Here is a 24,866-nt window from a genome sequence, read left to right as displayed (position 1 = left end):
CCCTGCCCGCCCGGCAGCGGATGAACCCGGCCGTCGTCGGAACGCGGCCCGGCGTCAGCCGTCCGGGGCTTCTGTTCGCAGCCCTCGGGCTGGCGGGCCTTGCCCAGCCCTTTGTCCAGTTCCGCGCGAACCGCATCGTCGCCGGAGAGGGATTGAGTCTGCCCGACGCGCTCGGCCCTTGGGGCTGGGCCGTCGCGGCTGCACTGACCGGAGCGCTTGCCATGGCGATCCCAGTCCGCCGTCCGGCGCCCGCAGGGCTTGTGCTGGCCTTGGCTGGGCTTCTGGGCGTGATCCTGTTCGCCGGAGCAGCTGCGGGCGCGCTGGTGCCCGAGGGCGACCGCATTGCACGCGTCTCGCTGGGCGCGGGCTTCTGGCTGCTGCTTGCGGCCTTCGCGCTGGCTTTGGCTGATGCGCTGTCTCGGCTGGCGCTGCGGCCCGCTTGGCGCTGGGCGCTGCTGGCGGGGGCGGTTGTGGCAGGCGCGCTGATCCTTGGAACGGGGCTCATGGATGACCTCTCGGTGATGCGGGAATACGCCGCGCGGCGCGACACCTTCTGGCGCGAGGCGCAGCGCCACCTGATGCTGGCCTTCGGCTCGCTGGGCGCGGCGCTGGCGGTGGGGCTGCCGCTGGGCATCCTGGTCCACGAGGCACCGCGCCTGCGGGGGGCGGTGCTGGGCGTCCTGAATGTTGTCCAGACAATCCCGTCGCTGGCGCTGTTCGGGATCATGATCCCCCTGTTCGGCTGGATCGCGGCAAGTGTGCCGGGGGCGGCGGCGGCGGGGATCGCCGGGATCGGCGCCTTTCCGGCATTGGTGGCGCTGTTCCTGTATTCGCTGCTGCCGGTCGTCTCGAACCTGCTCGCCGGGCTGGCGGGCGTTCCGCCGGGGGTCCGCGAGGCCGCGGCGGGCCTTGGAATGACGCGTGCGCAGACCTTGGCGCAGGTGATGATCCCGCTGACCCTGCCGGTCCTGCTGGCTGCGGTGCGCATCGTGCTGGTCCAGAACATCGGCCTTGCCGTGATCGCGGGGCTGATCGGCGGCGGCGGCTTCGGCAGCTTCGTCTTTCAGGGGCTGAACCAGACCGCCATGGACCTCGTGCTGCTGGGCGCGCTGCCGACCATCGCGCTGGCGCTGGTGTCGGGCATCGCGCTGGACCTGGCTCTGGAGGGGATCGACCCGCGAAAGGTCCGCGCATGATCGAGATCGAGCACCTGACGAAACGCTACGGTGCCCTTGCCGCCGTGGATGACGTCAGCCTGACGGTCGAGCGGGGGCAGATCGCGGCGCTGGTCGGCACCTCGGGGTCGGGCAAGACGACGCTGTTGCGGATGATCAACCGGCTGGTGGAACCCACCTCGGGCCGCGTCCGGATCGACGGGACCGACACCGCGGCCCTGCCCCCGCATCTTCTGCGCCGCCGGATCGGCTATGCCATCCAGGGCCACGGGCTGTTCCCACATCGAACCGTCGCGCAGAACATCGCCACGGTGCCGCGCCTTCTGGGCTGGGACCGCGCCCGCATCGCCGCCCGCGTGGACGAACTGCTGGAGCTGTTCCAGCTTCCCCCCGCCGAGTTCCGCGACCGGATGCCCCACCAGCTTTCGGGCGGCCAGCAGCAGCGCGTGGGCGTGGCGCGCGCCCTGGCCGCGCGGCCGGATCTTCTGCTGATGGACGAGCCCTTCGGCGCGCTCGACCCCGTGATCCGCGCCCAGGCCCAGACCGACCTGCGCCGCATCCAGCGCGAGCTTGGCACCACGCTGGTCATCGTCACCCATGACATGGCCGAGGCCATCACGCTGGGCGACCGCATCGCCGTGATGGAACAGGGCCGCCTGCTGCAATACGCCCCCCCGCGCGAGATCCTGACCGCCCCCGCGACCCCCTTCGTGGCCCGCCTGATCGGCAGGGACGAACGGCCCTTCCACCTGCTCTCGCTGACCTGCGTGGCCGACCTGATCCAGCCGGGGGAAGCCGAGGGCCCGCCGCTCGCCCCTGGCGCCTCGCTGCGGGACGCATTGTCGCTGTGCCTGTGGACGGGCCGCGCCGCCCTGCCGGTGGAGGGCGGCGGCGTGGTGACGCTGGAGGCCCTGCGCCGGGCGGCCGAGGGGCGGTCGCCGTGACCGGGCGCCTTGCGCTGGGCCTTGCGGCGATCCTGCTGCTGGCCTTTCTCCTGTCGCCCGAAAGCTTCGCGCCCCTGCTGCGGCCTCTAACACGGAACGGCGCGCCGCCCGTCTATACGCAGACGAGCCTTCTGTCGCTGACGTTCTCGCACCTGGGGATGGTGGCAGGGGCGGTGCTGGCGGCGTCAGTGCTGGCGGTGGGCTTCGGGGTGCTGGTCACGCGGCCCTTCGGACGGGACTTCCTGCCCCTGGCGCGCACGGTGGCCTCGGTCGGGCAGACCTTTCCGCCCGTGGCGGTGCTGGCGCTGGCCGTGCCGGTGATGGGCTTCGGCACCGGTCCCACGCTGCTTGCACTGTTCCTTTACGGCCTTCTGCCGATCTTCGAGAATACGCTGGCAGGCCTGACCAACCTGCCCCCGCAGGTGATCGAGGCCGCGCGCGGCATGGGCATGACCCCCGCCCAGCGCCTGTGGCGGGTGGAACTGCCCTTGGCCCTGCCGGTGATCCTGTCGGGCGTGCGGCTGTCGGCCGTCATTGCGCTGTCCACCGCCACCATCGGATCCACCGTCGCCGCACGCACACTGGGCGAGGTCATCATCGCGGGCCTTTTGTCCTCGAACACCGCCTTTGTCGTCCAGGGCGGGATCGTCGTGGGCATCCTCGCCCTGCTGATCCACGCGGGCTTCCGCTGGATCGAGGGCCGGGCGGCGGGCTGGACCCGCGCCCGGTCCTGAGCGCCGGGTGGCTGAAAGCTAGCCACAGGCGCCCCGGCTCGGCTCTCCGCCCTCACATCTCCTTGGCGCGGGCGCGCAGCATGAACTTCTGGATCTTGCCGGTGGGCGTCTTGGGCAACTCGCCGAACACCACCTTCCGGGGGCATTTGTAATGCGCGAGGTTGTCGCGGCAGAAGGCGATGATCTCGGCCTCCTCGGCCGTGGTGCCGTCGCGCAGCTCGATAAAGGCGCAGGGCGTCTCGCCCCATTTCTCGTCGGGCTTCGCCACCACCGCCGCGACCATCACCGCCGGATGGCGATACAGCACGTCCTCGACCTCGATGGACGAGATGTTCTCGCCGCCCGAGATGATGATGTCCTTGGACCGGTCCTTCAGCTCCACATAGCCGTCCGGGTGCATCACGCCGAGGTCGCCCGAGGCGAACCAGCCGCCGCGGAAGGCCTTTTCGGTGGAACTGGGGTTCTTCAGGTAGCCCTTCATGACGTTGTTGCCGCGCATGAAGACCTCGCCCATGGTGGTGCCGTCCGCGGGGACCGGCTCCAGCGTCTCGGGGTCGGCCACCATCATCTCGGACAGCGCGATGTTGGGGACGCCCTGGCGCACCTTCAGCCGGGCGCGCTCGCCCTGGTTGCGGCTGTCCCACTCGCCCTTCCAGGCGCAGACCACCGAGGGGCCGTAGGTCTCGGTCAGGCCGTAGACATGCGTCACCTCGACGCCCATGTCCTCCATCGCCTCGATCACCTTTGCGGGGGGCGGGGCGCCGGCTGTCATCACCTTCACCTCGTGGTCGAAGTCCTTGAGGTGGTCCGGAGCGCTGGCCAGCATGTTCAGCACGATGGGGGCGCCGCAGAAATGCGTGACCTTCTCGTCCCGGATCAACTGGAAGATCGGCTCGGCCCGGACGGCGCGCAGGCAGACCGCAACGCCCGCATTGGCCGCGATGGTCCAGGGAAAGCACCAGCCGTTGCAGTGGAACATGGGCAGCGTCCACAGATAGCGCGCGTGATGCCCCATCCCCCAGGTGACGATGTTGGACAGCGCGTTCAGCGCCGCCCCCCGGTGGTGATAGACGACGCCCTTGGGATCGCCCGTCGTTCCCGAGGTATAGTTCAACGCGATCGCGTCCCATTCGTCATCGGGCATCACCCAGCCGAATCCCGGATCGCCCTCCGCCAGAAGCCCGTCATAAGTCAGCCGGCCGATGCGCTGGCCGCCTTCGAAGCTGGAATCGAGGACGTCCACGACCAGCAGGTCCGGCGCATGGGCGATGCGGACGGCGCGTTCCACGACATCCGAGAACTCGGGGTCCACGATCAGGACCTTGGCCTCGCCATGCTTGAGGATGAAGGCGATGCCCTCGGCATCCAGCCGCGTGTTGATCGCGTTCAGCACCGCGCCTGCCATGGGGACGCCGAAATGCGCCTCGAACATCTCGGGGATGTTGGCCGCGACCACCGCCACCGTGTCGCCCTTGCCGATGCCGCGGCCCGCCAGGGCGCTCGCCAGGCGGCGGGTGCGGTCATAGGTCTCGGCCCAGGTCCGGCGGACGCCGTTGTAGGACACGGCGGGGTAATCGGGGTAGATCGCCGCCGTCCGCTGGATGAACGACAGGGGCGACAGCGGGACATGGTTGGCCGGGCTCCGGTCCAGCGCGTAATCGAAGATCGTGTGTTCCACCATGTCATGCCCCCTTGCGCGGCCTTCGGCCTGCCTGCCCCGAGGCGCGTTGTCTGCCGCGCCCATTTCCGCGCGGGATTGAGCAGCCTGAACGCGGCGTAGGCAAGGGGCCACTTTGGCGTGAGTACCTGACAAATCCGGTCAGGGGTCTTGATCCTGCCCGCAAAAACGGCAAAAGAGTGCGATCCCCAGCGAGGCGTGGCCTGCTTCCGGAAGACGGCTGTCCATGCACTGCGGCCGCCGCCGCGGGTCCCGTCACGTTACGGGCGCGCAATCATTTTCAAGGCAGAGCGTACCCTGTAAGGGTGCGCGCCAACCAAGGAAGGAAAGGATAATCATGTCGGATCATTCCGATAAGCCGAAGTTCCCCTCGACCATGTCCACGGGCGCGCCCGCCGTCAGCGACCGCTTCAGCCTGAGCGTCGGCGCCGATGGCCCCATCGTGCTGAGCGACGTGCATTTCCTCGAGCAGATGGCCCATTTCAACCGGGAAAAGACCATCGAGCGCCAGCCCCACGCCAAGGGCTCGGGCGCCTTCGGCACCTTCGAGACGACCGAGGACGTGTCGCGCTTCACCAAGGCCGCGCTGTTCCAGAAGGGCGCGCAGACCGAGATGCTGGCCCGCTTTTCCACCGTCGCCGGCGAGCAGGGCAGCCCCGACACCTGGCGCGACGTCCGCGGCTTCTCGCTGAAGTTCTACACCTCCGAGGGCAACTATGACCTCGTCGGGAACAACACGCCGATCTTCTTCGTGCGCGACCCGATGAAGTTCCCGCATTTCATTCGCAGCCAGAAGCGCCTGCCCGACAGCGGTCTGCGCGACAACCACATGCAGTGGGACTTCTGGACGCTGAACCCGGAAAGCGCGCACCAGGTCACCTACCTGCTGGGCCCGCGCGGCCTGCCCCGCACCTGGCGGCACATGAACGGCTATGGCTCGCACACCTACATGTGGGTGAACGAGGACGGCGACCGCTTCTGGGTGAAGTACCACTTCCACACCAACCAGGGCATGAAGTTCTTCACGGACGAGGAAGCCTCGCTCATGTCCGGCCGTGATGCCGACTTCCACCGCCGCGACCTGTTCGACGCCATCGCCAAGGGCGACTTCCCGTCGTGGGAGATGTCGGTCCAGGTCATGCCCTATGAGGACGCCAAGACCTACCGCATCAACCCCTTCGACCTGACCAAGGTCTGGCCGCATGCGGATTACCCGCTGATCAAGGTCGGCCGGATGACGCTGAACCGGAACCCGGAAAACTTCCATGCCCAGATCGAGCAGGCCGCCTTCTCGCCGGGCAACACCGTTCCGGGCATCGGCCTGTCGCCCGACAAGATGCTGCAGGGCCGCGCCTTCGCCTATAACGACGCGCAGCGGAACCGCATCGGCGCGAACTTCCACCAGCTGCCGGTGAACCGGCCGAAGGTGCCGGTGAACACCTACATGTTCGGCGGCCCGATGGAGTACCTGCACACCGGCTCGGCCCCGGTCTATGCCCCGAACAGCGCGAACCGCCCCTGGTCGGACGAGCAGGGCCGCGTGGACAACGGCTGGCAGGCCGACGGCGACATGGTCCGCAGCGCCTACACGCTGCGCCCGGGCGACGACGACTTCAGCCAGCCCGGCACCATGGTGCGCGAGGTCTTCAGCGAGGCCGAGCGTGAGGCCCTGGTCAACACCGTCGCGGGCAGCCTGTCGGGCGGCGTGCGCGAGCCGGTCCTCAGCCGCGCCTTCGACTACTGGAAGTCGATCGACGCCGGCATCGGCGCGCGGATCGAGGAAAAGGTCCGCGCCGGCGCCGCGCCCCAGCCCGCCGAGGGCATGGGCGAAGGCTGAGCCTCCTTCATGACGCGGGCCCCCGGGTCCGCGTCCGATCACCGGCAGGCGCGAGGCATCCTCGCGCCTGTTCCCTTGAGCGGCTACTGCCTCCTGCCCTCCCGGCCGCCCGATCCCGAGGGCTGCGGCTTGAAGGCGCTGGAGACATCCGCCAAGACGCAACATGAGCGTCCTGCCGTTGCGCGCGGCAGAACTCGTACCCAGGCGATGCCCAGGCAAACCGATCCCCAGGCTTCCTGCTTAAGAGAGCACCTGTGAACGAGACGAACAGCCTTGCCGCCCCCGGCCTTCGGGCCGGCCCCGTACCCGCGACGACGCTCGCGCGGCTGGACCGGCGGCTTGCCCTGGTCGAGGAACAGGCGACGGCCTTCCTGATCGCCGCCATCTTCGCCATCCTGGCCGTGAACGTGGCCCTGCGGGCGCTGGGCGCGCCGCTGATCTGGGCCGACGAGGCTGCCGTCCTGCTGATGGCCTGCGCGGCCTTCCTGGGGGCGGCGGCGGCGCTGGCGCGGGGTCAGCACATGGCGGTGACGCTGCTGCCGGGCGCCCTGCCCGCCCCCCTGCGGGCGCCGCTTGCGATCTGCGTGGACTTGGTCGTTCTGGGCTTCTTCGTCACTCTCGCCTGGCTCTGCTGGCGCTGGTTCGACCCGGTGCGGGCCTTCGGAGCGCAATCGCTGCAGGCCTATTCGCTGGAAAGCTACAACTTCATCTACCAGGAGCGTACGCTGACGCTGGGCCTGTCCAAGCTGTGGTTCTGGATGGTCATGCCGGTCTTCGCGCTGCTGTCATGCGTCCATGCGCTGGCGGCGCTGAAACGTGACATCCGCCGCCTGCGAGAAGGGGACGCGCGATGACGGTGGGGCTGTCCTTCCTGGGCCTGCTGCTGGCGGGGCTGCCGATCTCGCTGGCGCTGGCGGCGGTGGCGCTGATCTACATCGCCGTCTCGGGCAACCTGGTGCTGCTGCAGTCCTATCCCCAGCAGATGTTCGGGGGGCTGGAAAACTACGGGATGCTCGCGCTGCCGCTGTTCATCCTGCTGGGCGAGTTCATGAACGCAGGCGGCATCGGGCGGCGGCTGATGGCGCTTGCGCTGGCGGCCTTGCCGCAGCTGCGCGGGGGGCTGGCCTATGTGAACCTGGGCGCGAACATGATGATGGCCTCGATCCTGGGGTCGACCGTGGCGCAGATCACCATCATGGCGCGGCTCGCAGTGCCCGAGATGGAGAAGGCAGGCTATCCTCGCGACGTCTCGGCCGCGATCACGGCCGCGGGCGGGCTGCTGGCGCCGATCATCCCGCCCTCGATGCTGTTCATCATCTACGGCGTGATCGCCCAGGTGCCGATCGGAGAGATGTTCGTGGCCGGCATCCTGCCCGGCGTCCTGATCTTCCTGGGCTTCTGCGGGCTGATCGGCTGGATGGCCCAGCGCCGGGATTTTCCGCGCACGCCCCGCATGACCCGGGCCGAACGCCTGCGCGCCGTCGTCGAGGCCCTGCCCGCCGCGCTGATCCCGCTGTCGATCATCGTCTCGATCCTGGGCGGCTTCGCGACGCCGACGGAATCGGCCGTCGTTGCCAGCCTGCTCGCGATCCTGATCGGGCTGTTTGTCTATCGCGAGATGACGGTCGCCGACATCTGGCCCGCGCTGGTCAGCGCCGGGCGGGGCGCGGCGGTGGTGCTGTTCCTGATCGCCTCCGCCCAGGTCTTCGCCTGGGTCATCACCTTCGCCAATGTCCCCGCCGCCGTCGCCGCCTGGCTCAGCGGGCTGACGGATTCTCCCGTCCTGTTCCTGCTGCTGCTGAACCTGCTGCTGCTGGGCGTCGGCATGGTCATGGACCCGATCCCCGCGATCATCCTGATCGTGCCGGTGTTCCTGCCGGTGGCGACGGGGGTCTATGGGCTCGACCCGATCCACTTCGGGATCGTGCTGTGCCTGAACCTCACGCTGGGGCTGGTGACGCCGCCGGTGGGCACGGGGCTGTTCACCGCATCCCTGCTGACTAGGGTCCGGGCCGAGCGCCTTGCCGCCCTGCTGGTCCCCTTCCTGGCCGTGGCCTTCCTTGTCATCCTTCTGATCATCGTCTGGCCCGAGATCACGCTGGCGCTGGCGCGCTGGCTGTGAGGGGCGCATCACCCGGAGCATTGCATGAAGATTTCCGTCCTTTTCGGGGCCGCCCTCGCGCTGCTGACCGGGGCTGCGCAGGCCGCCGATTACCGCATGTCGATGATCGTGCCTCCGTCCCACCAATGGGCGAAAAGCGCGACCGAGATGGCCGGGCGCATCAAGGACCGCACGGAAGGCCGGGTGAACATCCTGCTGTTCCCATCAGGCCAGCTGGGGCCAGAGGCGCAGATCCTGCAGCAGATGCAGACGGGGGCACTGGATTTCGCCTTTCTGACGATGGGCGAGTTGGCCAACCGCGACAACGATTTCGGCATCCTGGCCGCGCCCTACCTGGTGCCCGACATCCCCACGGCCGGGCGCCTTCTGGAAGGACAGACGACCGCCGCGCTGGACGAAAAGCTGCCCGCCTTCGGGCTGAAGGGCCTGGGCTGGGCGCTGTCAGGGATGCGGCAGGTCGTGCTGCGCGACAAGGTCGGGACGGCGGCGGAGCTTTCGGGCAAGAAGATCCGCACCCTGCCCTATGCGCCGGAACTGGCCCTCTGGACCGGGCTCAAGGCCGTACCGACGCCGATGCCGCTGCCTGCGGTTTATGACGCATTCGCCACCGGGCAGATCGACGGGATGCAGATCGACCTCGAAGGCACCTGGAACAGCAACTATTATGCCAACGCGGGCATGATCCTGAACTCGGACCACGGGATGTTCCCGATGCTGGCGGCGGCCTCGGGACGGAAATGGGCGCAGATTGCGCCCGGGGACCAGGCCATCATCGCCGAGGAATTCGCCGCCGAGACCGCCCATATCGTCGAGGCCTACGCGGGGCTGGAGCAGGAGTTCCTGGCCCATCTGCAGGGCACCGGCGTTCCCGTGGTCAAGGTGAACCGCGCCTGGTTCGGTCCCGCCATCGAGGCCTATCACGATCAGTGGAAGGCCAAGTCCCCCCTGTTCGAGGGGCTGCTGCAGGAGGCTGCCTCGCTGACCCCGCAGGATTGAGGCGGGTTCAGGCCTGCCGGCCCGGCCAGCCGCAGGGCCAGCGGCCGCGGTGCGGGTCGCCCCAGTCGGGCATGTCGAGCCAAGGATACCAGCAGATCCCCGCGACCGGCACACCCGAGCGTTCCACCTCGGCCCGGACATGGGCCAGCCAGCCCCAGCGATCGTGGATATGGGGAAAGCGCCGGTGCGCCGCGTGCAGCCCGTCGTGCCAGCCGGTTTCGGTGATCATCACGGGCAGTCGCCAGCGGTCGGCCACGACGCGCAGGACATGGTGCAGCGGCTCGATGGCGTGGTGGGGGTAGTAGTTGATGCCCACCATCTCGATCAGGCCGCTGGCGACCAGCTGATCGGTGGCGCGGAAGACCTCGGGATGCAGGTGATGGAAGGGGTCGCAGGTCGCGAAGCGCGGCCGGTCCGGCAGCATCGCCACCGTGGTCATCATCCGCAGCGCCGCCTTGACCGCGCGGGACCGGATGACGCCCGACACCCGGCGACCGACCGAGGGCTCGTTGACGGCGATGGCCCAGGAATTCGGCGGCAGCGCCATGGCGCAGGCCAGCGCGTGCTGCGCCGGACGCGGCGGCAGGTCGAAATGCGCGAAGTCCCAGATTACCGGAAAGCCGTCCGGCACGGCACGGACACGTTCCACGACGTCGTGGCGCCAGGACAGGCCGTCGCGCGCGCCCGCCGCGCCCTCGGCCACGGCGGTGGCATAATGGTGCTGCATCCGGCCGTCGGGCAGGTGGCCGGTCGAGTGAAGCAGGTCGTGGCCGTTCCAGTGCAGGCGGCCGCATTCGAAGCCGGCCAGCAGCGGCGACCCCGAGGCCTCCTGCGCGGCCCAGGTCATATGTGCGGGGGATCCATCCATGACGCGGGAACATAGTGCGAACTGATCGTGGAACAACTGCACCAGCCGCAGCCCTGCCATGCAGGCTTGCAGAAGGAACGATCCGGGCCCAACGCTGTTGCCAAAGCAAAGAAGGAAACCGCCGCATGACATCCCGCCTGTTCAGCCCCCTGACCGTGGGCAAGCTCAAGCTGTCCAACCGCATCGTGATCGCGCCGATGTGCACCTACTCGGCGCAGGACGGCTGCATGACCGACTGGCACCTGATCCATCTGGGCCACCTTGCCCTGTCCGGCGCGGGGCTGCTGACGATCGAGGCCACGGCGGTCGAGCCCGAGGGCCGCATCACCTATGGCGACGTGGGACTGTGGTCCGACGAGACCGAGCAGGCCATGGCGCGAACGCTGGAAAGCGTGCGGCGCTGGTCCGACATGCCCATCGCGATCCAGCTGGCCCATGCCGGGCGCAAGGCCTCGACCGACCTGCCGTGGAAAGGCGGCCGCCAGATCGCGCCCGATCACGCGAACGGCTGGCAGACCGTGTCGGCCAGCGCGGCGCCTTTTGCCGATGGCGAGAACCCGCCCACGGTGCTGGACCGCGCGGGGATCGAGCGGGTCCGCACCGCCTTCGCCGACGCCGCGCGCCGGGCAGGACGGCTGGACATCGAGGCTGTGCAGATCCACGCGGCCCATGGCTATCTGCTGCACCAGTTCCTGTCGCCCTTGTCGAACCGGCGCACGGACGAATACGGCGGCAGCCTCGAAAACCGGATGCGCCTGACGCTGGAAGTCTTCGACGCCGTCCGCGAGGCTTTCCCGGCGGACCGCCCCGTGTCGGTCCGCGTCTCGGGCACGGATTGGGTCGAGGGCGGCTGGGACATCGAGCAGACCGTCGCGCTGGCGCAGGCCTTGGAAGCGCGGGGCTGTGACGCGATCCATGTCTCCAGCGGCGGGCTGGACCCGCGCCAGCAGATCCCCGTCGGTCCGAACTACCAGGTGCCGCTGGCCCGCGCGGTCAAGCAGGCGGTGAAGATGCCGGTCGTCGCCGTTGGTCTCATCACCGACTACGAACAGGCCGAGGCCATCATCGGCACGGGCGACGCAGACATGATCGGTCTGGCCCGCACGATCCTTTACGATCCCCGCTGGCCCTGGCACGCGGCGGCCCATCTGGGGGCAAGGGTCCGTGCGCCCGAGCAGTACCTGCGTTCGCAGCCGCGCCAGTACCGCTCGCTGTTCGATCTGGAAGGCAGCGCGGAAAGTTGAGCATGTTCCCCCTGCCCCGGAACTCCGGGGCAGGATGACTTGTGGCAATGGCAGCCGGCCGGAGGTGTTGCGGAAAATCGTCCGCAGGAATGACAGGGCGGCTGATCCGGGCGGAAGGAACTTCTGCGCCTTGTGGCGATTGCGGAAAGTTCAGGGAATTTGCCGGCACGGCAGGCACGGCGTTCCGTCCTGCCTTCAGGGCATGGCGAACGGCGTCCTTTTCGCCCCTCGCCGCGCCTGCGGCCATTGAAGCCTGCGGTCAGTCCCGATACCTCACCGCCCATGGATACCACTCCGTCCCACGCCGCCATCACCTTCCGCGAGGTCAGCAAGACCTGGCCCCAGCGCGGGGGCGCGGTCGCCGCGCTGGACCGCGTCAGCCTGGACGTGCAGGCGGGCGGGATCACGGGCGTCATCGGCCGGTCCGGCGCGGGCAAGTCCACGCTGCTGCGGCTGGTCAACGGGCTGGAGCGCGCCTCGGCTGGCCGGGTCGAGGTGCTGGGCCGCGACGTGACCACCGCGCGCGGGCGCGAGTTGCGGAGCCTGCGCCGCGACGTCGGCATGATCTTCCAGCACTTCAACCTGCTCGCGAACCGCACCGTGCGCGGCAACGTGGCCCTGCCGCTGGAGATCGCGGGCGTCGCACGCCCCGAGATCGACCGCCGTGTTGCCCGCCTGATCGACCTCGTGGGCCTCGGCGCGCTGGCCGACCGCTATCCGGCCCAGTTGTCGGGCGGGCAGAAGCAGCGCGTGGGCATCGCGCGCGCGCTTGCCACCGAGCCCAAGGTCCTGCTGTCGGACGAGGCGACCAGCGCGCTCGACCCCGAGACGACGCAGGCGGTCCTTGCGCTGCTGCGCGACATCAACCGCGAGCTTGGCCTGACGATCCTGCTGATCACGCACGAGATGGCGGTGGTCCGCGACATCTGCCACCATGTCGCGGTGATGGAAGCGGGCCGCATCGTCGAGACCGGCGAAACCTACGACATCTTCGCCAATCCGCAGGACCCCGTCACCCGCAGCTTCCTGTCGGGCGTGACCGGGACGGTGCTGCCCGGCTTCATTGCCCGCCGGATCGTGCCCGGCGGCGATGGGCCTGCCATCCTGCGGATCACCTTCGCCGGCGACAGCGCCACCCATCCGGTGCTGTCGCGCCTTGGTGCGGAACTCGGCATCGACGCCAGCATCCTTGGCGGTTCCATCGAGGAGATCGACGGTCGCCCCTTCGGCAACCTGACCGTGCAGGTGCCCGCCGACGCGCTGCCCCGCGCGCAGGAATACCTGCACGCCCACGACCTGCGGACGGAGGTGCTGGGCCATGTCGGCTAACCTGATCCCCATCCTCTGGGAAGCGACGCTGCAGACGATCTACATGGTCGTCGTCTCGGGCCTGATCGGCACGGTTCTGGGCCTGCCGCTGGGCGTGTTCCTGGCGACCTCGAAGCGGGGCGAGCTTCTGTCCGCGCCCGCCGTCAACGCCGCGCTGGGGCTGGTGGTGAACGCGCTGCGGTCGATCCCCTTCATCATCCTCGTGGTGGCGATCATCCCTTTCACCCGCATGATCGCGGGCACGTCCATCGGCACCACGGCGGCCATCGTGCCCCTGACCCTGGCTGCCGCCCCCTTCATCGCCCGGATCGTGGAAACCGCGATCCGCGAGGTCGAGGGCGGGCTGATCGAGGCCGCCCGCGCCATGGGCGCCACCCCCGGCCAGATCATCACCAAGGTACTGCTGCCCGAGGCGCTGCCAGGGATCGTGCTGGGCCTGACGCTCGCCATCGTCAGCCTGATCGGCTATTCGGCCATGGTCGGCGCGGTCGGCGGCGAGGGGCTGGGCGATCTCGGCATCCGCTACGGCTACCAGCGCTTCATGCCGGACGTGATGCTGGCGGTGGTCGTCATCCTGATCGTTCTGGTGCAGGCGGTGCAGTCCTTCGGCGAATGGATCGCCCGCAGGCTGGACCACCGCGCCGCCAAGGACCGTGGACTTTAATCTCAAGGAGCAACCCATGCTGCGACTGATCGCTGCCGCGCTGGCGCTGAGCGCCGGAATGGCCGGTGCCGAGGACATCAAGGTCGGCGTCACCCCCGGCGAACACGCCGAGATCATGGAACAGATCGTTCCGCTGGCCGCCGCGAAAGGCCTGAACATCGACGTGGTCGAGTTCTCGGACTATGTCGTGCCGAACACGGCGCTGGCCGACGGCGACCTGAACGCCAACAGCTTCCAGCACGTGCCCTTCCTGGAAAACCAGATCAAGGACCGGGGCTTCGACCTGGTGGTCGTCGCCAAGACCATCACCACCCCGATGGGCGTCTATTCCAGCAAGCTAAAGTCTCTGGACGAACTGCCCGAGGGCGCCAATGTCGCCATCCCGAACGACCCGACCAACGGCGGCCGCGCGCTGCTGGTGCTGGCCGACGAGGGCGTCATCAAGGTGAACCCCGACGCCGGGCTGGTGCCCACGGTGCTGGACATCACCGAGAATCCCAAGAACCTGAAGTTCCGCGAGCTTGACGCGGCCCAGCTGCCCCGCGCGCTGGAAGACGCCGATGCCGCCGTCATCAACACGAACTTCGCACTGGCCGCCGGGATCAGCCCGCGCGAGGACTCTATCGCTATGGAAAAGGCCGACAGCCCCTATGCGAACGTGATCGCCGTCCGCAAGGGCGACGAGGAGCAGCCTTGGGTCAAGACGCTGGTCGAGGTCTATCACTCGCCCGAGATCAAGAACTACATCGAGACGAAATACGAAGGCGCGGTCATCCCCGCCTGGTGATTGCCCCACGGCCCGCCACCCCGGCGGGCCGTCTGCCTTCAAGGAGGGCATCCCTGCGATAGCCCCCTTCTCCTTTGGTCCGGTGGCCTTGCGCGGGCGCAGGTGCCGGTGCATGACGCCGCAGGCTCCCTGACCGTCCCGGTGCGCTGTAAACAGGCGCGAGGACGCAGGCGGGGACGGCGCCGCACCCAGGATGGACCAGAAGAATGAGCTATTTTCCCCGTTGGCCGGTGACGCGCAATGCGGTCGTCCTGCCGGATGAGCGACTGCCCTGGGGGACCGCGATCCCCATGGGGGTGCAGCACCTGGTGGCGATGTCCGGCTCGACCATACTCGCGCCGCTGCTGATGGGCTTCGACCCGAACCTCGCGATCCTGTTCTCCGGCATCGGGACGCTGATCTTCTTTCTCTGCACCGGGGGGCGGGTGCCGAGCTACCTCGGCTCGTCCTTCGCCTTCATCGCGGTGGTGATCGCGGCCAGCGGATATGCGGGCAGCGGGCCCAACCTCAACATCGGCCCGGCGTTGGGCGGGATCATCGCGGCAGGCGCGCTTTATACGCTGATCGGTCTCATGGTCATGGCGACCGGCACGGGCTGGATCGAGCGCCTGATGCCCCCGGCCGTGACCGGCGCCATCGGGGCGGCCATCGGCCTGAACCTCGCATCGGTGGGCGTGCAGGGCATCCAGGGGACGGGCGCGCATACGGGCGTCGCGCTGCTGACGCTGCTGTCGGTCGCGCTGTTTTCCACCTATGGGCGGCTTGCGCTGCGGCGCGTCTCGATCCTGCTGGGGATCGCGGTCGGCTATGGGGCGGTGCTGGTGCTGGGCAACGGCCTCGGGCTTCTGCCCGCCATCAACTTCACGGAACTGGCGTCCGCACCGTGGTTCGGAACCCCCGCCTTCCACAGCCCGACCTTCGAGGCCTCGGCCATGCTGCTGATCGCCCCGGTCGCGCTGATCCTGGTGGCCGAGAACCTGGGCCACATCAAGGCCATCGGCGGGATGACCGGGCAGAACATGGACCCCTATATCGGGCGCGGCTTCATCGGCGACGGCATCGCCACGATGGTGTCGGGCGCGGGCGGCGGCACGGGCGTCACGACCTATGTGGAAAACATGGGCGTCATGGCCGTGACCAAGGTGTTTTCCACGCTGGTCTTCGTCATCGCGGCCTTCATCGCCATTGCACTCGGCTTCTCGCCCAAGTTCGGGGCGCTGCTGCGCACGATCCCGGCACCGGTGCTGGGCGGCCTCGGGGTGGCGGTCTTCGGCCTGATCGCGGCGGCGATGATCCGGCTGTGGGTGGACAACAAGGTCGATTTCTCGGACCCGCGGAACCTGTTCACGGTCGGCGTGACGCTGATCTTCGGGTCGGGCGACTTCTCGTTCTCGGTCGGCGGCTTCGCCATCGGAGGGATCGGCACGGCCACGCTGGCGGCGCTGATCCTGTACCAGATCCTGGGGATCGGGCGGCGGGCCTGAGCGGCCCGCCCCCTGTGCATCAAAGCGACACGGTGGCCTTGTCGTCCTTGTAGTCCTGCTTGGGGTCCACCCCCAGCAGCGACTTGATCCCGGCGACAAGGCTCGACCCGTCCAGCCAGATCTCGGCCCGTTCCGCGTCAAAGCGCAGCAGCCGCAGCTTGGGATCGTCCTTGCCCTCCTCGTACCAGGCGGCGACCTGGGGATTCCAAAGCTTGTCGATCATGGCGCGGTCCTGCGACAGGCTGAGGCTGCCTTGGATCGAGGCGTAAAGCTCGCCCTTGTCGGCGAAGGTCGCGATGGCGCGGCGCCCTTGGGACAGCGCCTCGACGATATGGTTCTCGCTCGAGGTGAAGAACCACAGGGGCGAGCGCTCCTCGTCGATCTGGACAATCATCGGACGGGCGAAGCCGTCCTCGACCCCGTCTACGCCCAGCATCATCACGCGTTCTGCGGCGAGGGACTTCCAGAAGCGGGCCTCGATCTTGGCGTCGTCGGTCATCTTGCGTTCTCCTGCTGGGGATCAAGGGCGATCTGGGTGTGCTGGACGACGGTCCAGTCATCATGCGCCCGGCGGCGATAGACCGAGGTGCAGGCGGCCGAAAACCGCGTGTCGCCCTTGGCCACGGCCACGTGATAGGCGATGGCGATCAGCCCTTCCTGCGGTCGGCGCACGTCCTGCCGCGAAAAGGAAACCTGTTCCCAGGCGGGGGTGTGGCTGACCGCCTCGACGGCGTCATTGCCGGTGAACAGCCAGGGCTCCCGGCTCAGCGCCATCACGCAGTCGGGATCGACCCGCTCATGATAGCGTTCCTCGCTGGCGCGCCACAGGCTTTCCTCGAACTTCCATACGCGTTCGTCGTCCATCGCCATTTCTCCGGATGCACTGCTTCCAGACAACTGCGCCGGAGGCCGGGCGTTCCGTGACGATCGCGTCCTGCCGCACGCCAGGCGAAAGGGCCCGCCGCATCGCTGCGACGGGCCCGTGGTTTCACGAACTCAGGGTTCTCAGAAGAAGCCCAGCTTCGAGGGCGAGTAGCTGACCAGCATGTTCTTGGTCTGCTGGTAGTGGTCCAGCATCATCTTGTGCGTCTCGCGCCCGATGCCCGATTGCTTGTAGCCGCCGAAGGCCGCGTGGGCCGGATAGGCATGGTAGTTGTTCACCCACACGCGCCCCGCCTTGATGCCGCGGCCCATGCGATAGCAGGTGTTCGCGTCGCGGCTCCACACGCCCGCGCCGAGGCCGTAGAGCGTGTCGTTGGCGATCTCCAGCGCCTCGGCCTCGTCCTTGAAGGTCGTGACCGACACCACGGGTCCGAAGATCTCCTCCTGGAAGATCCGCATCTTGTTGTTGCCGGAGAAGATCGTCGGCTTGATGTAGTAGCCCGAGGAGAGTTCCCCCCCGAGGTCGGCCACGTCGCCCCCGGTCAGCACCTCGGCGCCCTCGCCCCGGCCGATGTCGAAGTACGAGCGGATCTTGTCGTGCTGCTCCTTCGACGCCTGCGCGCCGATCATGGTGTCGTTTGCGCGCGGGTCGCCCTGCTTGATCGCCTCGACGCGCTTCACGGCCTTTTCCATGAACCGCTCGTAGATCGATTCCTGGACCAGCGCGCGAGACGGGCAGGTGCAGACCTCGCCCTGGTTCAGCGCGAACATGGCGAAGCCTTCCAGCGCCTTGTCGAGGAAGTCGTCATCCTCGCGCGCGACATCGGCGAAGAAGACGTTGGGCGACTTGCCGCCCAGCTCCAGCGTCACCGGGATCAGGTTCTCGGCGGCGTATTGCATGATCAGCCGGCCGGTCGAGGTCTCGCCGGTGAAGGCGATCTTGGCGATCCGCTTGGACGAGGCCAGCGGCTTGCCGGCTTCCAGCCCGAAGCCGTTGACGACGTTCAGCACGCCCGGCGGCAGCAGGTCCGCGATCAGGTCCATCAGCACCATGATGCTGCCCGGGGTCTGTTCCGCGGGCTTCAGCACCACGCAGTTCCCGGCCGCCAGCGCGGGCGCCAGCTTCCACGAGGCCATCGTGATCGGGAAGTTCCACGGGATGATCTGGCCCACGACACCCAGCGGCTCGTGGAAGTGGTAGGCGACCGTGTTGTCGTCGATCTGGGACAGCGAGCCTTCCTGCGCGCGCAGCACGCCCGCGAAATAGCGGAAGTGGTCGATCGACAGCGGGATGTCGGCGGCCATCGTCTCGCGGATGGGCTTGCCGTTGTCCCAGGTCTCGGCGGTGGCGAGCAGTTCGAGGTTCGCCTCCATCCGGTCGGCGATGTTCAGCAGGACCCGCGAGCGTTCCTGCGGGCTGGTGCGGCCCCAGGCATCGGCGGCGGCATGGGCCGCGTCCAGCGCGAGGTTGATGTCGGTTTCGTCCGACCGCGCGATCTCGCTCATCTTCGCGCCGGTGATCGGCGTCGTGTTGTCGAAGTAGCGGCCCGCGTTCGGCGCAACCCACTTGCCGCCGATGAAGTTGTCATAGCGCGCCGCGAAGGGCATGGCGCTGACGCCCTTGAATTCATGCGTCTGGTCGTTGGGCATGGTGTCTCCTCCCCAGGAATTCCGCCCGGCTCCTCGTTTCCGGACGGCAACATCGTGCGAAGTCGGGCGAAGCCGGTCAACTCACGCGGCCGACATCGCCCCGCCCGACTGTCTCACTTCCGGGACGCGGCCCCTGAACTGGCGCGATCCCCAGCCGGCTCATCCGCCGGTAAAGCGTGGCCCGGCCCACGCCCAGGGCGCGGGCGGCAGCGGTCACGTTGCCGTCCGTGCGGGCCAGCGCCCGGATCACGGCGGCACGCTCGGCGCGGTCGAACCCGCCGGTCCCGGCCTCGCGGTCCAGCGACTCGGCCAGAAGGTCGGACAGCGGGCGCGGCTTCAAGGCGCCGGTCTTCGGCAGCCCCAGCGCGCGGCGCGCGGCGCGGGTCGCGCCGATCGCGAGGTCGTCGCGATCCACGGCGACCAGCGCCTCGACCCCCTCGCCTGCCACCACGATGCGGGCGCCGGGGAAGGCCGCGCGGAACCAGGCGGCCTCGATGGCGCGGGCGGACTGGCCCACCATGGCGGCGATTAGCGCGTTCATCCCTTCCGTTGCGTCGGCCCGCGCGCTGGACACGTCCAGTGCCGCGATGATCTGGCCCTCGGGACCATGGATCGGGGCGTCGATGCAGCTCATCCCCGTGTTGGCGGACAGGAAATGCTGATCGCGGTGGATGATGACCCCGCGCCCTTCCGCCAGGCAGGTGCCGACGCCGTTCGTGCCCTGCGCGGCCTCGGACCAGTCGGCGCCGGGCGCCAGCGCCCAGGCGTCGAAGACCGGCGCATCGGCGGCCGAGGCGCGGCGGTCCAGCAGGATGCCGTCCGCGTCCGTCAGCAGCACCGCGCAGCCCGATCCGCTGACGACGCGGTAAAGCTCGTCCACCGGCTGCGCCGCGACCGACAGGAACGGACCCATCGCCTCGCGCCGGGCAGCGAGTTCCGCCGCCGTCAGCCTGCGCGCGCGGATGGGTTGCGCCGGGTCCAGCCCATGCCGCAGCGCCGAGCGCCGCCAGCTTGCCGTCAGCGGCGTCAGGTCATTGGACGCGTGGGTCCGCTCGATCACGCGGTCGGCGTGATGGCGTGTCTCCATGATTCGACCTCTCCCTGCGTGCAGTATAGGCGCGCAAGAGAACGTAGCGTCACGGAAAAATCGGAATCAGGCGGGACGCCGCCGGACGGTCAGGCCCAGCGTCGTCACGGCGGCGAAGATCGCCACGGCCGCGCAGACGATGGTGGGGCCGGTGGGCGTGTCCAGCCGGAAGGCCGCGCCAAGGCCCAGCACCCCGGCGGCCGAGCCGATCAGGGCGGTCGCGGCGACCATCGCCTCGGGCGAGCGTGCCAGCGGCCGGGCGGCGGCGGCGGGGATGATCAGCATGGCGCTGACCAGCAGCGCGCCGACGATGCGGATGCCGGCCGCGACGACCAGGGCCAGCGCGATGTTCAGCACCCATTGCTCGGTCCGGGGACGGATGCCGTCGGCGACGGCCATCTCGGGCGACAGGGTGGACAGCAGCAGCGCGGACCAGCGCCAGGCGATCAGCGCCGCGACCAGCCCCGCCCCGCCCCAGATCAGGCCGAGGTCCAGTGCCGACACCGACAGGATGTCCCCGAACAGATAGGCGGAAAGGTCCGTCCGCACACCCTGCACGAAGCTGACCGCGACCATCCCGGCCGCCAGCGCCCCGTGCGACAGCACCCCCAGCATCGTGTCCACGGACTGCCGCCCCGCGAGCCCTGCCACGACTGCGGCCATCGCCAGTGCCACGACAATCACTGCCGGGAACAGTGGCAGGGCCAGGGCCAGCGACAGCGCCACCCCCAGCAGCGCCGCATGGGCCGTCGCATCGCCGTAATAGGCCATGCGCCGCCAGACGACGAAGCAGCCCAAGGGCGCGCAGGCCAGCGCAAGGCCGATCGCGCCCAAGGCCGCGCGCAGCATGAAGTCGTCCAGCATCAGGCGGCGTCCTCGTGGGTGTGGCCCGCGCAGGGCTGGCCGTCGTCATGGCTGTGGGTGTGGTGGTGGCGATAAAGCGCAAGCGCCCCGCCCGCGCCGCCGAACAACCCGAGGTAGGCCGGGGAGAGCGAGACGGTTTCGGGCGTGCCTTCGCAGCAGATATGGCCGTTCAGGCAGATGACGTGGTCCGAGGCGCGCATCACCACCTGCAGATCGTGGCTGACCATCAGCACGGCGCAGCCGGTGTCGCGGTTCACCTGCTCGATCCGCTCGTAGAACGAGGCGATGCCCGGCTGGTCGAGCCCGGCCGTGCCCTCGTCGAGGATCAGCAGGTCCGGGTCGTTCAGCAGCGCGCGGGCCAGAAGCGCCCGCTGCATCTGCCCGCCGGACAGCGCCGCAAGCGGCCGGGCTTGCAACCCCGCCAGCCCCGCCCGCTCCAGCGCGGCGGCGACCACGGCCGCATCGCGGCGGCGCGGCAGGTTCATGAAGCGCGCAAGGGTCATGGGCATGGTCGGGTCGATCGCCAGCCGCTGCGGCACGTAGCTGAGCCGCAGCCCCGGCGCCCGCGTGATCCGGCCCGCCGTGGGGGCGACCGCGCCAATGATCGTGCGCATCAGCGTGGTCTTGCCAGAACCGTTCGGCCCCACGACCGTCACGATCTCGCCCCGCCGGATCGACAGGTCGATACCCGACAGGATGGACTGACCGCCCAACGCGACCGACACGCCCGCAAGCGTCACCAGCGGTGCGCCCCCGCCCGTCACGCGGCAGCCCGGCATTCGGCGCAAAGCCCCTCGGCCTCGCGGACGGCGCTTTCGATCGAGAAGCCCGCGCCCTCGGCCGCGCGTCTGAGCTGCCCGCCCGCGGGCTCGGCCGGCGTCTCGATCACGCGCCGGCACTGGCGGCAGATCAGGAAGGCCGGCGCATGGCCGGGCGTGTCCTCGGTGCAGGCGACAAAGGCGTTCAATGTCTCGATCCGATGGGCGAAGCCCGCGCGGATCAGGAAGTCCAGCGCCCGATAGACGACCGGAGGCTGGCTGCCCAGGCCCTCGGCGCGCAGCCGGTCCAGAATCTCGTAGGCGCCAAGGGCGCGGTGGCCTTCCAGCAGGATCTGCAGGACGCGGCGGCGCACCGGTGTCATCTGCAGGCCATCCTCGGCGCAGGTCGCATCGACATGGGCCAGGGCCCTGGCGATGCAGTGGGCGTGGTCATGCATGGCCGCCCCTCTCATCGTTGACGCTTGATACGTTATATTATAACGATCCGGCTTGATCCAGAGCGGAGCCGAAGAATTGTTGCGATCCCTTCTTGCCGTGGCCTTGGCTTCCGTCGCCCTGCCCGCCTGGGCCGAGCCGCCCCGCGTCGTGACCGATATCGCCGCCGTCCATTCGCTGGTCTCGCGCGTGATGAAAGGCGTGGGCGAACCCGAGCTGCTGATCCCGGCGGGCGCCTCGCCGCATTTCTACGCGCTGAAGCCGTCGGATGCCGGCAAGCTGCGGGACGCGCAGATCGTCATCAAGATCGGGCCGCAGCTGTCGCCCTGGATGGACCGCCCGCTGACCTCGCTGGCGCAGGGGGCCAAGCGCCTGCACCTGCTGGAACAGCCGGGCACGATCACCCTGGCTGCACGCACCGGCGCGACCTTCGAGCCGCACCGGGACCACGGCGATCACCATCCCGGCACCGGCGAGGACGACCACGATCACGATCATGATCACGGCCATGCGGCGATCGATCCCCATGCCTGGCTTGATCCCGAGAACGGCAAGATCTGGCTGCCCCTGATCGCCAGGGCCCTGTCCGACCTCGACCCCGAACACGCGGCCGACTACAGCGCCAATGCCACGGCCGGGACGGCCGAGATCGACCGGGCGATGGCCGACACGCGCGCCGCGCTGGCCTCGGTGCAGGACCTGCACTTCATCGTCTTCCACGACGCCTACCAGTATTTCGAACACCGCTTCGGCCTGAACGCCGCGGGGGCCATCGCGCTCAGCCACGCCTCGCCGCCCGGGCCCGCCCGCATTTCCGAGCTGCGCGAGCGGGTCGAGGCGCTGGACGTCACCTGCGCGCTGACCGAGCCGCAGTTCGACCTCGACCTGGTGCGCACGGTCTTCGACGGCCATGACCTCAAGACGGCCGTCGTCGATCCGGCGGGCTCGGCGATTCCGCTGGGGCCGGACATGTATCCCGAACTGATCCGGTCCGTCGGCGCCGCGCTGACTTCCTGCAACTAGCCTTCGGCCAGGAAGCGGGTCACCGCGGGGCGCATGTTTGTCGTGCCGCCTGCGCGCTCGTTCTCGATCAGCGCGCGCAGGGCCCGCAGGTCGGTGCGGCGCAGCAACGCCTTGACCGGTCCGATCGAGGCCGGCCGCATCGACAGGGTCTTCAGCCCCAGCGCGGCCATCACGGCCGCCTCGACTGGCCGGCCCGCGTCCTCGCCGCAGAAGCTGAGCGGCACGTCCAGCGCGGCGCAGCGGTTCACGATCATCTCGACCAGGTTCAGGAAGGGCACCGACAGCGTGTCATAGCGCTTGCGGACCCGTTCGTTTTCCCGATCGGCGGCGAAGAAGAACTGCTTGAGATCGTTGCCGCCGATGGAAATGAAGTCGCATTGGCGGAAGAAGGCATCGGGCGCGAAGGCCAGCGACGGCGTTTCCAGCATGGCGCCGATGCGCAGGCTGGTCGGCGGGACATGGCCCATCGCGGCTTCGCGCTCCAGCTGCGCCAGCAGCATGGCGCGGCCTTCGTAATATTCGTCGCAATCGGCGATGAAGGGGAACATGACATGCAGGTCGCGCCCCTCGGCCGCGCGGATCAGGGCCTGGAGCTGCATCTGCAACACGCCGCGCTTTTCCAGCCCCACGCGGATCGCGCGCCAGCCCATCGCCGGGTTCGGCTCGTCGATGCGCTTCATGTAGGGCAGGACCTTGTCGGAACCGATGTCCAGCGTGCGGAAGGTCACGGGCTTGCCGCGCGCGTTGTCCATGACGCGGCGATACAGCGCGGCCAGTTCGCTGCGCTTGGGCACGCGGGTGCGGATCAGGAACTGCAGCTCGGTGCGGAAGAGCCCCACCCCCTCGGCGCCCGAGCCTTCGAGGCTGGGCAGGTCGGCCATCAGCCCCGCGTTCATCAGCAGCCGGACGGTGGTGCCGCAGGTCGCGGTGGCGGGCAGGTCGCGCAGGCCCGCGTAACGCTTCTGTGCCTCGGCCTGCATGGCGATCTTGTCGCGGAAGGCGGCGGCGACGGTATCCTCGGGGCGCAGGTGGACGACGCCCGTGTCGCCATCAACAAGGATCGGGTCGCCGTTCAGCGCCTCGTCCGTGATGCGCGCGGCATGGATCACCAGCGGGATCGACAGCGAGCGCGCGACGATCGCCGCATGGCTGCCGACCGAGCCTTCCTCCAGCACGACGCCGCGCAGGCCCCGCCCGTATTCCAGCAGTTCGGCCGGGCCGATGTTGCGGGCGACCAGGATCGGATTCGGGGGCATGGCAAGGCCGGTGTCCTGCCCCTGTCCCGTCAGGATGCGCAAAAGGCGGTTCGACAGATCGTCCAGATCGTGCAGTCGGTCGCGCAGATAGGGGTCGGCCGTGGCCTCCAGCTTGGCGCGGGCATGGGACTGTTCCTTTTCCACCGCGGCCTCAGCGGACAGCCCGAGATCGATGTCCTCCTCCATCCGGCGCAGCCAGCTGCGCGAGCGGGTGAACATCCGGTAGGTTTCCAGCACGCCTTCGCCGTCGCCCCCCGTGAGGTCGGCGGCCGTGACCATCTCGTCCACGGTCTGGCGCAGCATGGCGACCGCCTCGCCCAGGCGCGCGCGTTCCTTTTCGGGGTCGTCGGCCACGGGGTTGGTGATGACGACGCGCGGCTCGTGCAGCCAGACCTGTCCTTCGGCCGCGCCCTCCTGTCCCGTCACGCCGCGAAAGACGGCCGGCAGGCGATGCGCCGAAAGCTGGGCGTCGTTGCCCAGGAAGGCCCCAAGCTCGGCCATTTCGGCCAGCACCATCGCCACGACCTCAAGTCCGTAGATCTCGTCCTCGGAATACTGGCGCGCGTCGCGGGACTGCACGACCAGCACCCCCAGCTTTTCCCCGACCCTCTGGATCGGCACGCCCAGGAACGAAGGGAAGATCTCCTCGCCAGTTTCGGGCATGTAGCGGAAGCCGGGCTCGGACGGCGCGTTCGCCGTGTTGATCGCGCGCCCGGTGCGGGCCACGCGGCCGACCAGCCCCTCGCCCAGCCGCAGCCGGGTCTGGTGCACGGCCTGCCGGCGCAGCCCCTCGGTCGCGCAGAGCTCCAACGTGTCGGGATCGCGGAACAGGTAGATCGAGCAGACCTGCGTCCCCATCGAATCCGCGATGTGATGGGTGATGCTGTCCAGCCGCGCCTGTCCGTCGCCGGGGGCAGCCAGCGTGTCACGCAGCCGCTTCAGCAGCTTCCGCGATTCGCTGTCCGTCCGCTCGGGCATGGTCGGCGCGTTCCTTTCCGCGATCACGAGCGTGCCGTGACCGACGCGCG

At 69.0% G+C, this 24,866-nt stretch carries 23 protein-coding genes; 13 read left to right on the top strand and 10 right to left on the bottom strand.

Annotated elements, in window-relative coordinates:
* The first annotated feature begins 20 nt into the window (after positions 1–20).
* Genes BLQ03_RS12720 through BLQ03_RS12710 form a run of 3 tightly spaced genes read left to right on the top strand, consistent with a single transcriptional unit; the run spans position 21 to position 2,853 of the window.
* The gene (locus tag BLQ03_RS12720; RefSeq protein ID WP_090756696.1) at positions 21–1,196 is read left to right on the top strand and encodes an ABC transporter permease; all 1,176 of its coding nucleotides are present in this window, start codon (positions 21–23) and stop codon (positions 1,194–1,196) included.
* Positions 1,193–2,119, top strand: coding sequence for an ABC transporter ATP-binding protein (locus BLQ03_RS12715; RefSeq protein WP_090756694.1), 927 nt, complete (start codon positions 1,193–1,195; stop codon positions 2,117–2,119). The genes BLQ03_RS12720 and BLQ03_RS12715 overlap by 4 nt, the downstream gene beginning before the upstream one ends.
* Positions 2,116–2,853, top strand: a complete 738-nt coding sequence (locus tag BLQ03_RS12710) for an ABC transporter permease (RefSeq protein WP_090756692.1) — start codon at positions 2,116–2,118, stop codon at positions 2,851–2,853. Before BLQ03_RS12715 ends, BLQ03_RS12710 begins: the two co-directional genes overlap by 4 nt.
* A 52-nt stretch (positions 2,854–2,905) precedes the next feature.
* On the opposite strand, the gene BLQ03_RS12705 is transcribed toward BLQ03_RS12710, so the two are convergent.
* On the bottom strand, positions 2,906–4,534 hold the full coding sequence (locus tag BLQ03_RS12705; RefSeq protein WP_090756690.1) for an acyl-CoA synthetase: 1,629 nt from the start codon (positions 4,532–4,534) through the stop codon (positions 2,906–2,908).
* Positions 4,535–4,868: 334 nt separating this feature from the next.
* Between BLQ03_RS12705 and BLQ03_RS12700 the strand changes: the two genes are divergently transcribed.
* The 4 genes from BLQ03_RS12700 (at position 4,869) to BLQ03_RS12685 (ending at position 9,486) form a co-directional block, all read left to right on the top strand.
* The gene (locus BLQ03_RS12700) at positions 4,869–6,368 is read left to right on the top strand and encodes a catalase (RefSeq protein ID WP_090756687.1); all 1,500 of its coding nucleotides are present in this window, start codon (positions 4,869–4,871) and stop codon (positions 6,366–6,368) included.
* Between the two features lie 254 nt (positions 6,369–6,622).
* Positions 6,623–7,222: a TRAP transporter small permease gene (locus BLQ03_RS12695; protein ID WP_175558864.1), complete on the top strand. Its 600-nt coding sequence runs from the start codon at positions 6,623–6,625 to the stop codon at positions 7,220–7,222.
* Entirely contained in the window at positions 7,219–8,490 is a 1,272-nt protein-coding gene (locus BLQ03_RS12690; RefSeq protein WP_090756683.1) for a TRAP transporter large permease, read from the top strand. Before BLQ03_RS12695 ends, BLQ03_RS12690 begins: the two co-directional genes overlap by 4 nt.
* A gap of 24 nt (positions 8,491–8,514) precedes the next feature.
* Positions 8,515–9,486 carry a TRAP transporter substrate-binding protein gene (locus BLQ03_RS12685; RefSeq protein ID WP_090756681.1) on the top strand — a complete coding sequence of 324 codons (972 nt, stop codon included), beginning with the start codon at positions 8,515–8,517 and terminating at the stop codon, positions 9,484–9,486.
* Positions 9,487–9,493: 7 nt separating this feature from the next.
* Here BLQ03_RS12685 and BLQ03_RS12680 read toward each other — a convergent pair whose 3' ends face one another.
* Positions 9,494–10,333, bottom strand: a complete 840-nt coding sequence (locus BLQ03_RS12680; RefSeq protein ID WP_090756680.1) for a hypothetical protein — start codon at positions 10,331–10,333, stop codon at positions 9,494–9,496.
* Positions 10,334–10,479: 146 nt separating this feature from the next.
* Between BLQ03_RS12680 and BLQ03_RS12675 the strand changes: the two genes are divergently transcribed.
* The 5 genes from BLQ03_RS12675 (at position 10,480) to BLQ03_RS12655 (ending at position 15,862) form a co-directional block, all read left to right on the top strand.
* On the top strand, positions 10,480–11,598 hold the full coding sequence (locus tag BLQ03_RS12675; protein ID WP_090756678.1) for an NADH:flavin oxidoreductase/NADH oxidase: 1,119 nt from the start codon (positions 10,480–10,482) through the stop codon (positions 11,596–11,598).
* 282 nt (positions 11,599–11,880) lie between these two features.
* On the top strand, positions 11,881–12,927 hold the full coding sequence (locus BLQ03_RS12670; RefSeq protein ID WP_090756676.1) for a methionine ABC transporter ATP-binding protein: 1,047 nt from the start codon (positions 11,881–11,883) through the stop codon (positions 12,925–12,927).
* Positions 12,917–13,591, top strand: coding sequence for a methionine ABC transporter permease (locus tag BLQ03_RS12665; protein ID WP_090756674.1), 675 nt, complete (start codon positions 12,917–12,919; stop codon positions 13,589–13,591). The genes BLQ03_RS12670 and BLQ03_RS12665 overlap by 11 nt, the downstream gene beginning before the upstream one ends.
* A 16-nt stretch (positions 13,592–13,607) precedes the next feature.
* Positions 13,608–14,378 (top strand): MetQ/NlpA family ABC transporter substrate-binding protein, encoded by a 771-nt coding sequence (locus BLQ03_RS12660; protein WP_090756672.1) that lies wholly within the window; start codon positions 13,608–13,610, stop codon positions 14,376–14,378.
* A 206-nt stretch (positions 14,379–14,584) separates the two neighbouring features.
* A complete protein-coding gene (locus BLQ03_RS12655) occupies positions 14,585–15,862 on the top strand; it encodes a solute carrier family 23 protein (protein ID WP_090756669.1) in 1,278 nt (425 codons plus the stop codon).
* Between the two features lie 19 nt (positions 15,863–15,881).
* Here the strand turns inward: BLQ03_RS12655 and BLQ03_RS12650 are convergent, their stop codons facing one another.
* From BLQ03_RS12650 to BLQ03_RS12620, 7 genes are all read right to left on the bottom strand, one after another.
* On the bottom strand, positions 15,882–16,361 hold the full coding sequence (locus tag BLQ03_RS12650; RefSeq protein WP_090756667.1) for a pyridoxamine 5'-phosphate oxidase family protein: 480 nt from the start codon (positions 16,359–16,361) through the stop codon (positions 15,882–15,884).
* Entirely contained in the window at positions 16,358–16,726 is a 369-nt protein-coding gene (locus BLQ03_RS12645; protein WP_090756751.1) for a DUF4440 domain-containing protein, read from the bottom strand. The genes BLQ03_RS12650 and BLQ03_RS12645 overlap by 4 nt, the downstream gene beginning before the upstream one ends.
* A 141-nt stretch (positions 16,727–16,867) precedes the next feature.
* Positions 16,868–18,394 carry an aldehyde dehydrogenase gene (gene adh, locus BLQ03_RS12640; protein ID WP_090756665.1) on the bottom strand — a complete coding sequence of 509 codons (1,527 nt, stop codon included), beginning with the start codon at positions 18,392–18,394 and terminating at the stop codon, positions 16,868–16,870.
* Positions 18,395–18,470: 76 nt separating this feature from the next.
* Positions 18,471–19,481, bottom strand: coding sequence for a GAF domain-containing protein (locus BLQ03_RS12635; protein WP_090756663.1), 1,011 nt, complete (start codon positions 19,479–19,481; stop codon positions 18,471–18,473).
* 66 nt (positions 19,482–19,547) lie between these two features.
* Entirely contained in the window at positions 19,548–20,345 is a 798-nt protein-coding gene (locus BLQ03_RS12630) for a metal ABC transporter permease (RefSeq protein WP_090756661.1), read from the bottom strand.
* Complete coding sequence (locus tag BLQ03_RS12625) at positions 20,345–21,124, bottom strand: ATP-binding cassette domain-containing protein (RefSeq protein ID WP_090756659.1); 780 nt, start codon at positions 21,122–21,124, stop codon at positions 20,345–20,347. The genes BLQ03_RS12630 and BLQ03_RS12625 overlap by 1 nt, the downstream gene beginning before the upstream one ends.
* On the bottom strand, positions 21,106–21,561 hold the full coding sequence (locus tag BLQ03_RS12620) for a transcriptional repressor (protein ID WP_245688891.1): 456 nt from the start codon (positions 21,559–21,561) through the stop codon (positions 21,106–21,108). The genes BLQ03_RS12625 and BLQ03_RS12620 overlap by 19 nt, the downstream gene beginning before the upstream one ends.
* 79 nt (positions 21,562–21,640) lie before the next feature.
* Between BLQ03_RS12620 and BLQ03_RS12615 the strand changes: the two genes are divergently transcribed.
* Positions 21,641–22,582, top strand: coding sequence for a zinc ABC transporter substrate-binding protein (locus BLQ03_RS12615; RefSeq protein ID WP_342672022.1), 942 nt, complete (start codon positions 21,641–21,643; stop codon positions 22,580–22,582).
* Here the strand turns inward: BLQ03_RS12615 and ptsP are convergent.
* Positions 22,579–24,816: a phosphoenolpyruvate--protein phosphotransferase gene (gene ptsP / locus BLQ03_RS12610; RefSeq protein ID WP_090756750.1), complete on the bottom strand. Its 2,238-nt coding sequence runs from the start codon at positions 24,814–24,816 to the stop codon at positions 22,579–22,581. The genes BLQ03_RS12615 and ptsP overlap by 4 nt on opposite strands.
* Positions 24,817–24,866 lie beyond the last annotated feature (50 nt).

The organism is Paracoccus chinensis, from assembly GCF_900102885.1.
Classification (GTDB): Bacteria; Pseudomonadota; Alphaproteobacteria; order Rhodobacterales; family Rhodobacteraceae; genus Paracoccus; species Paracoccus chinensis.
This window is presented reverse-complemented; position numbering and strand designations above follow the sequence as displayed.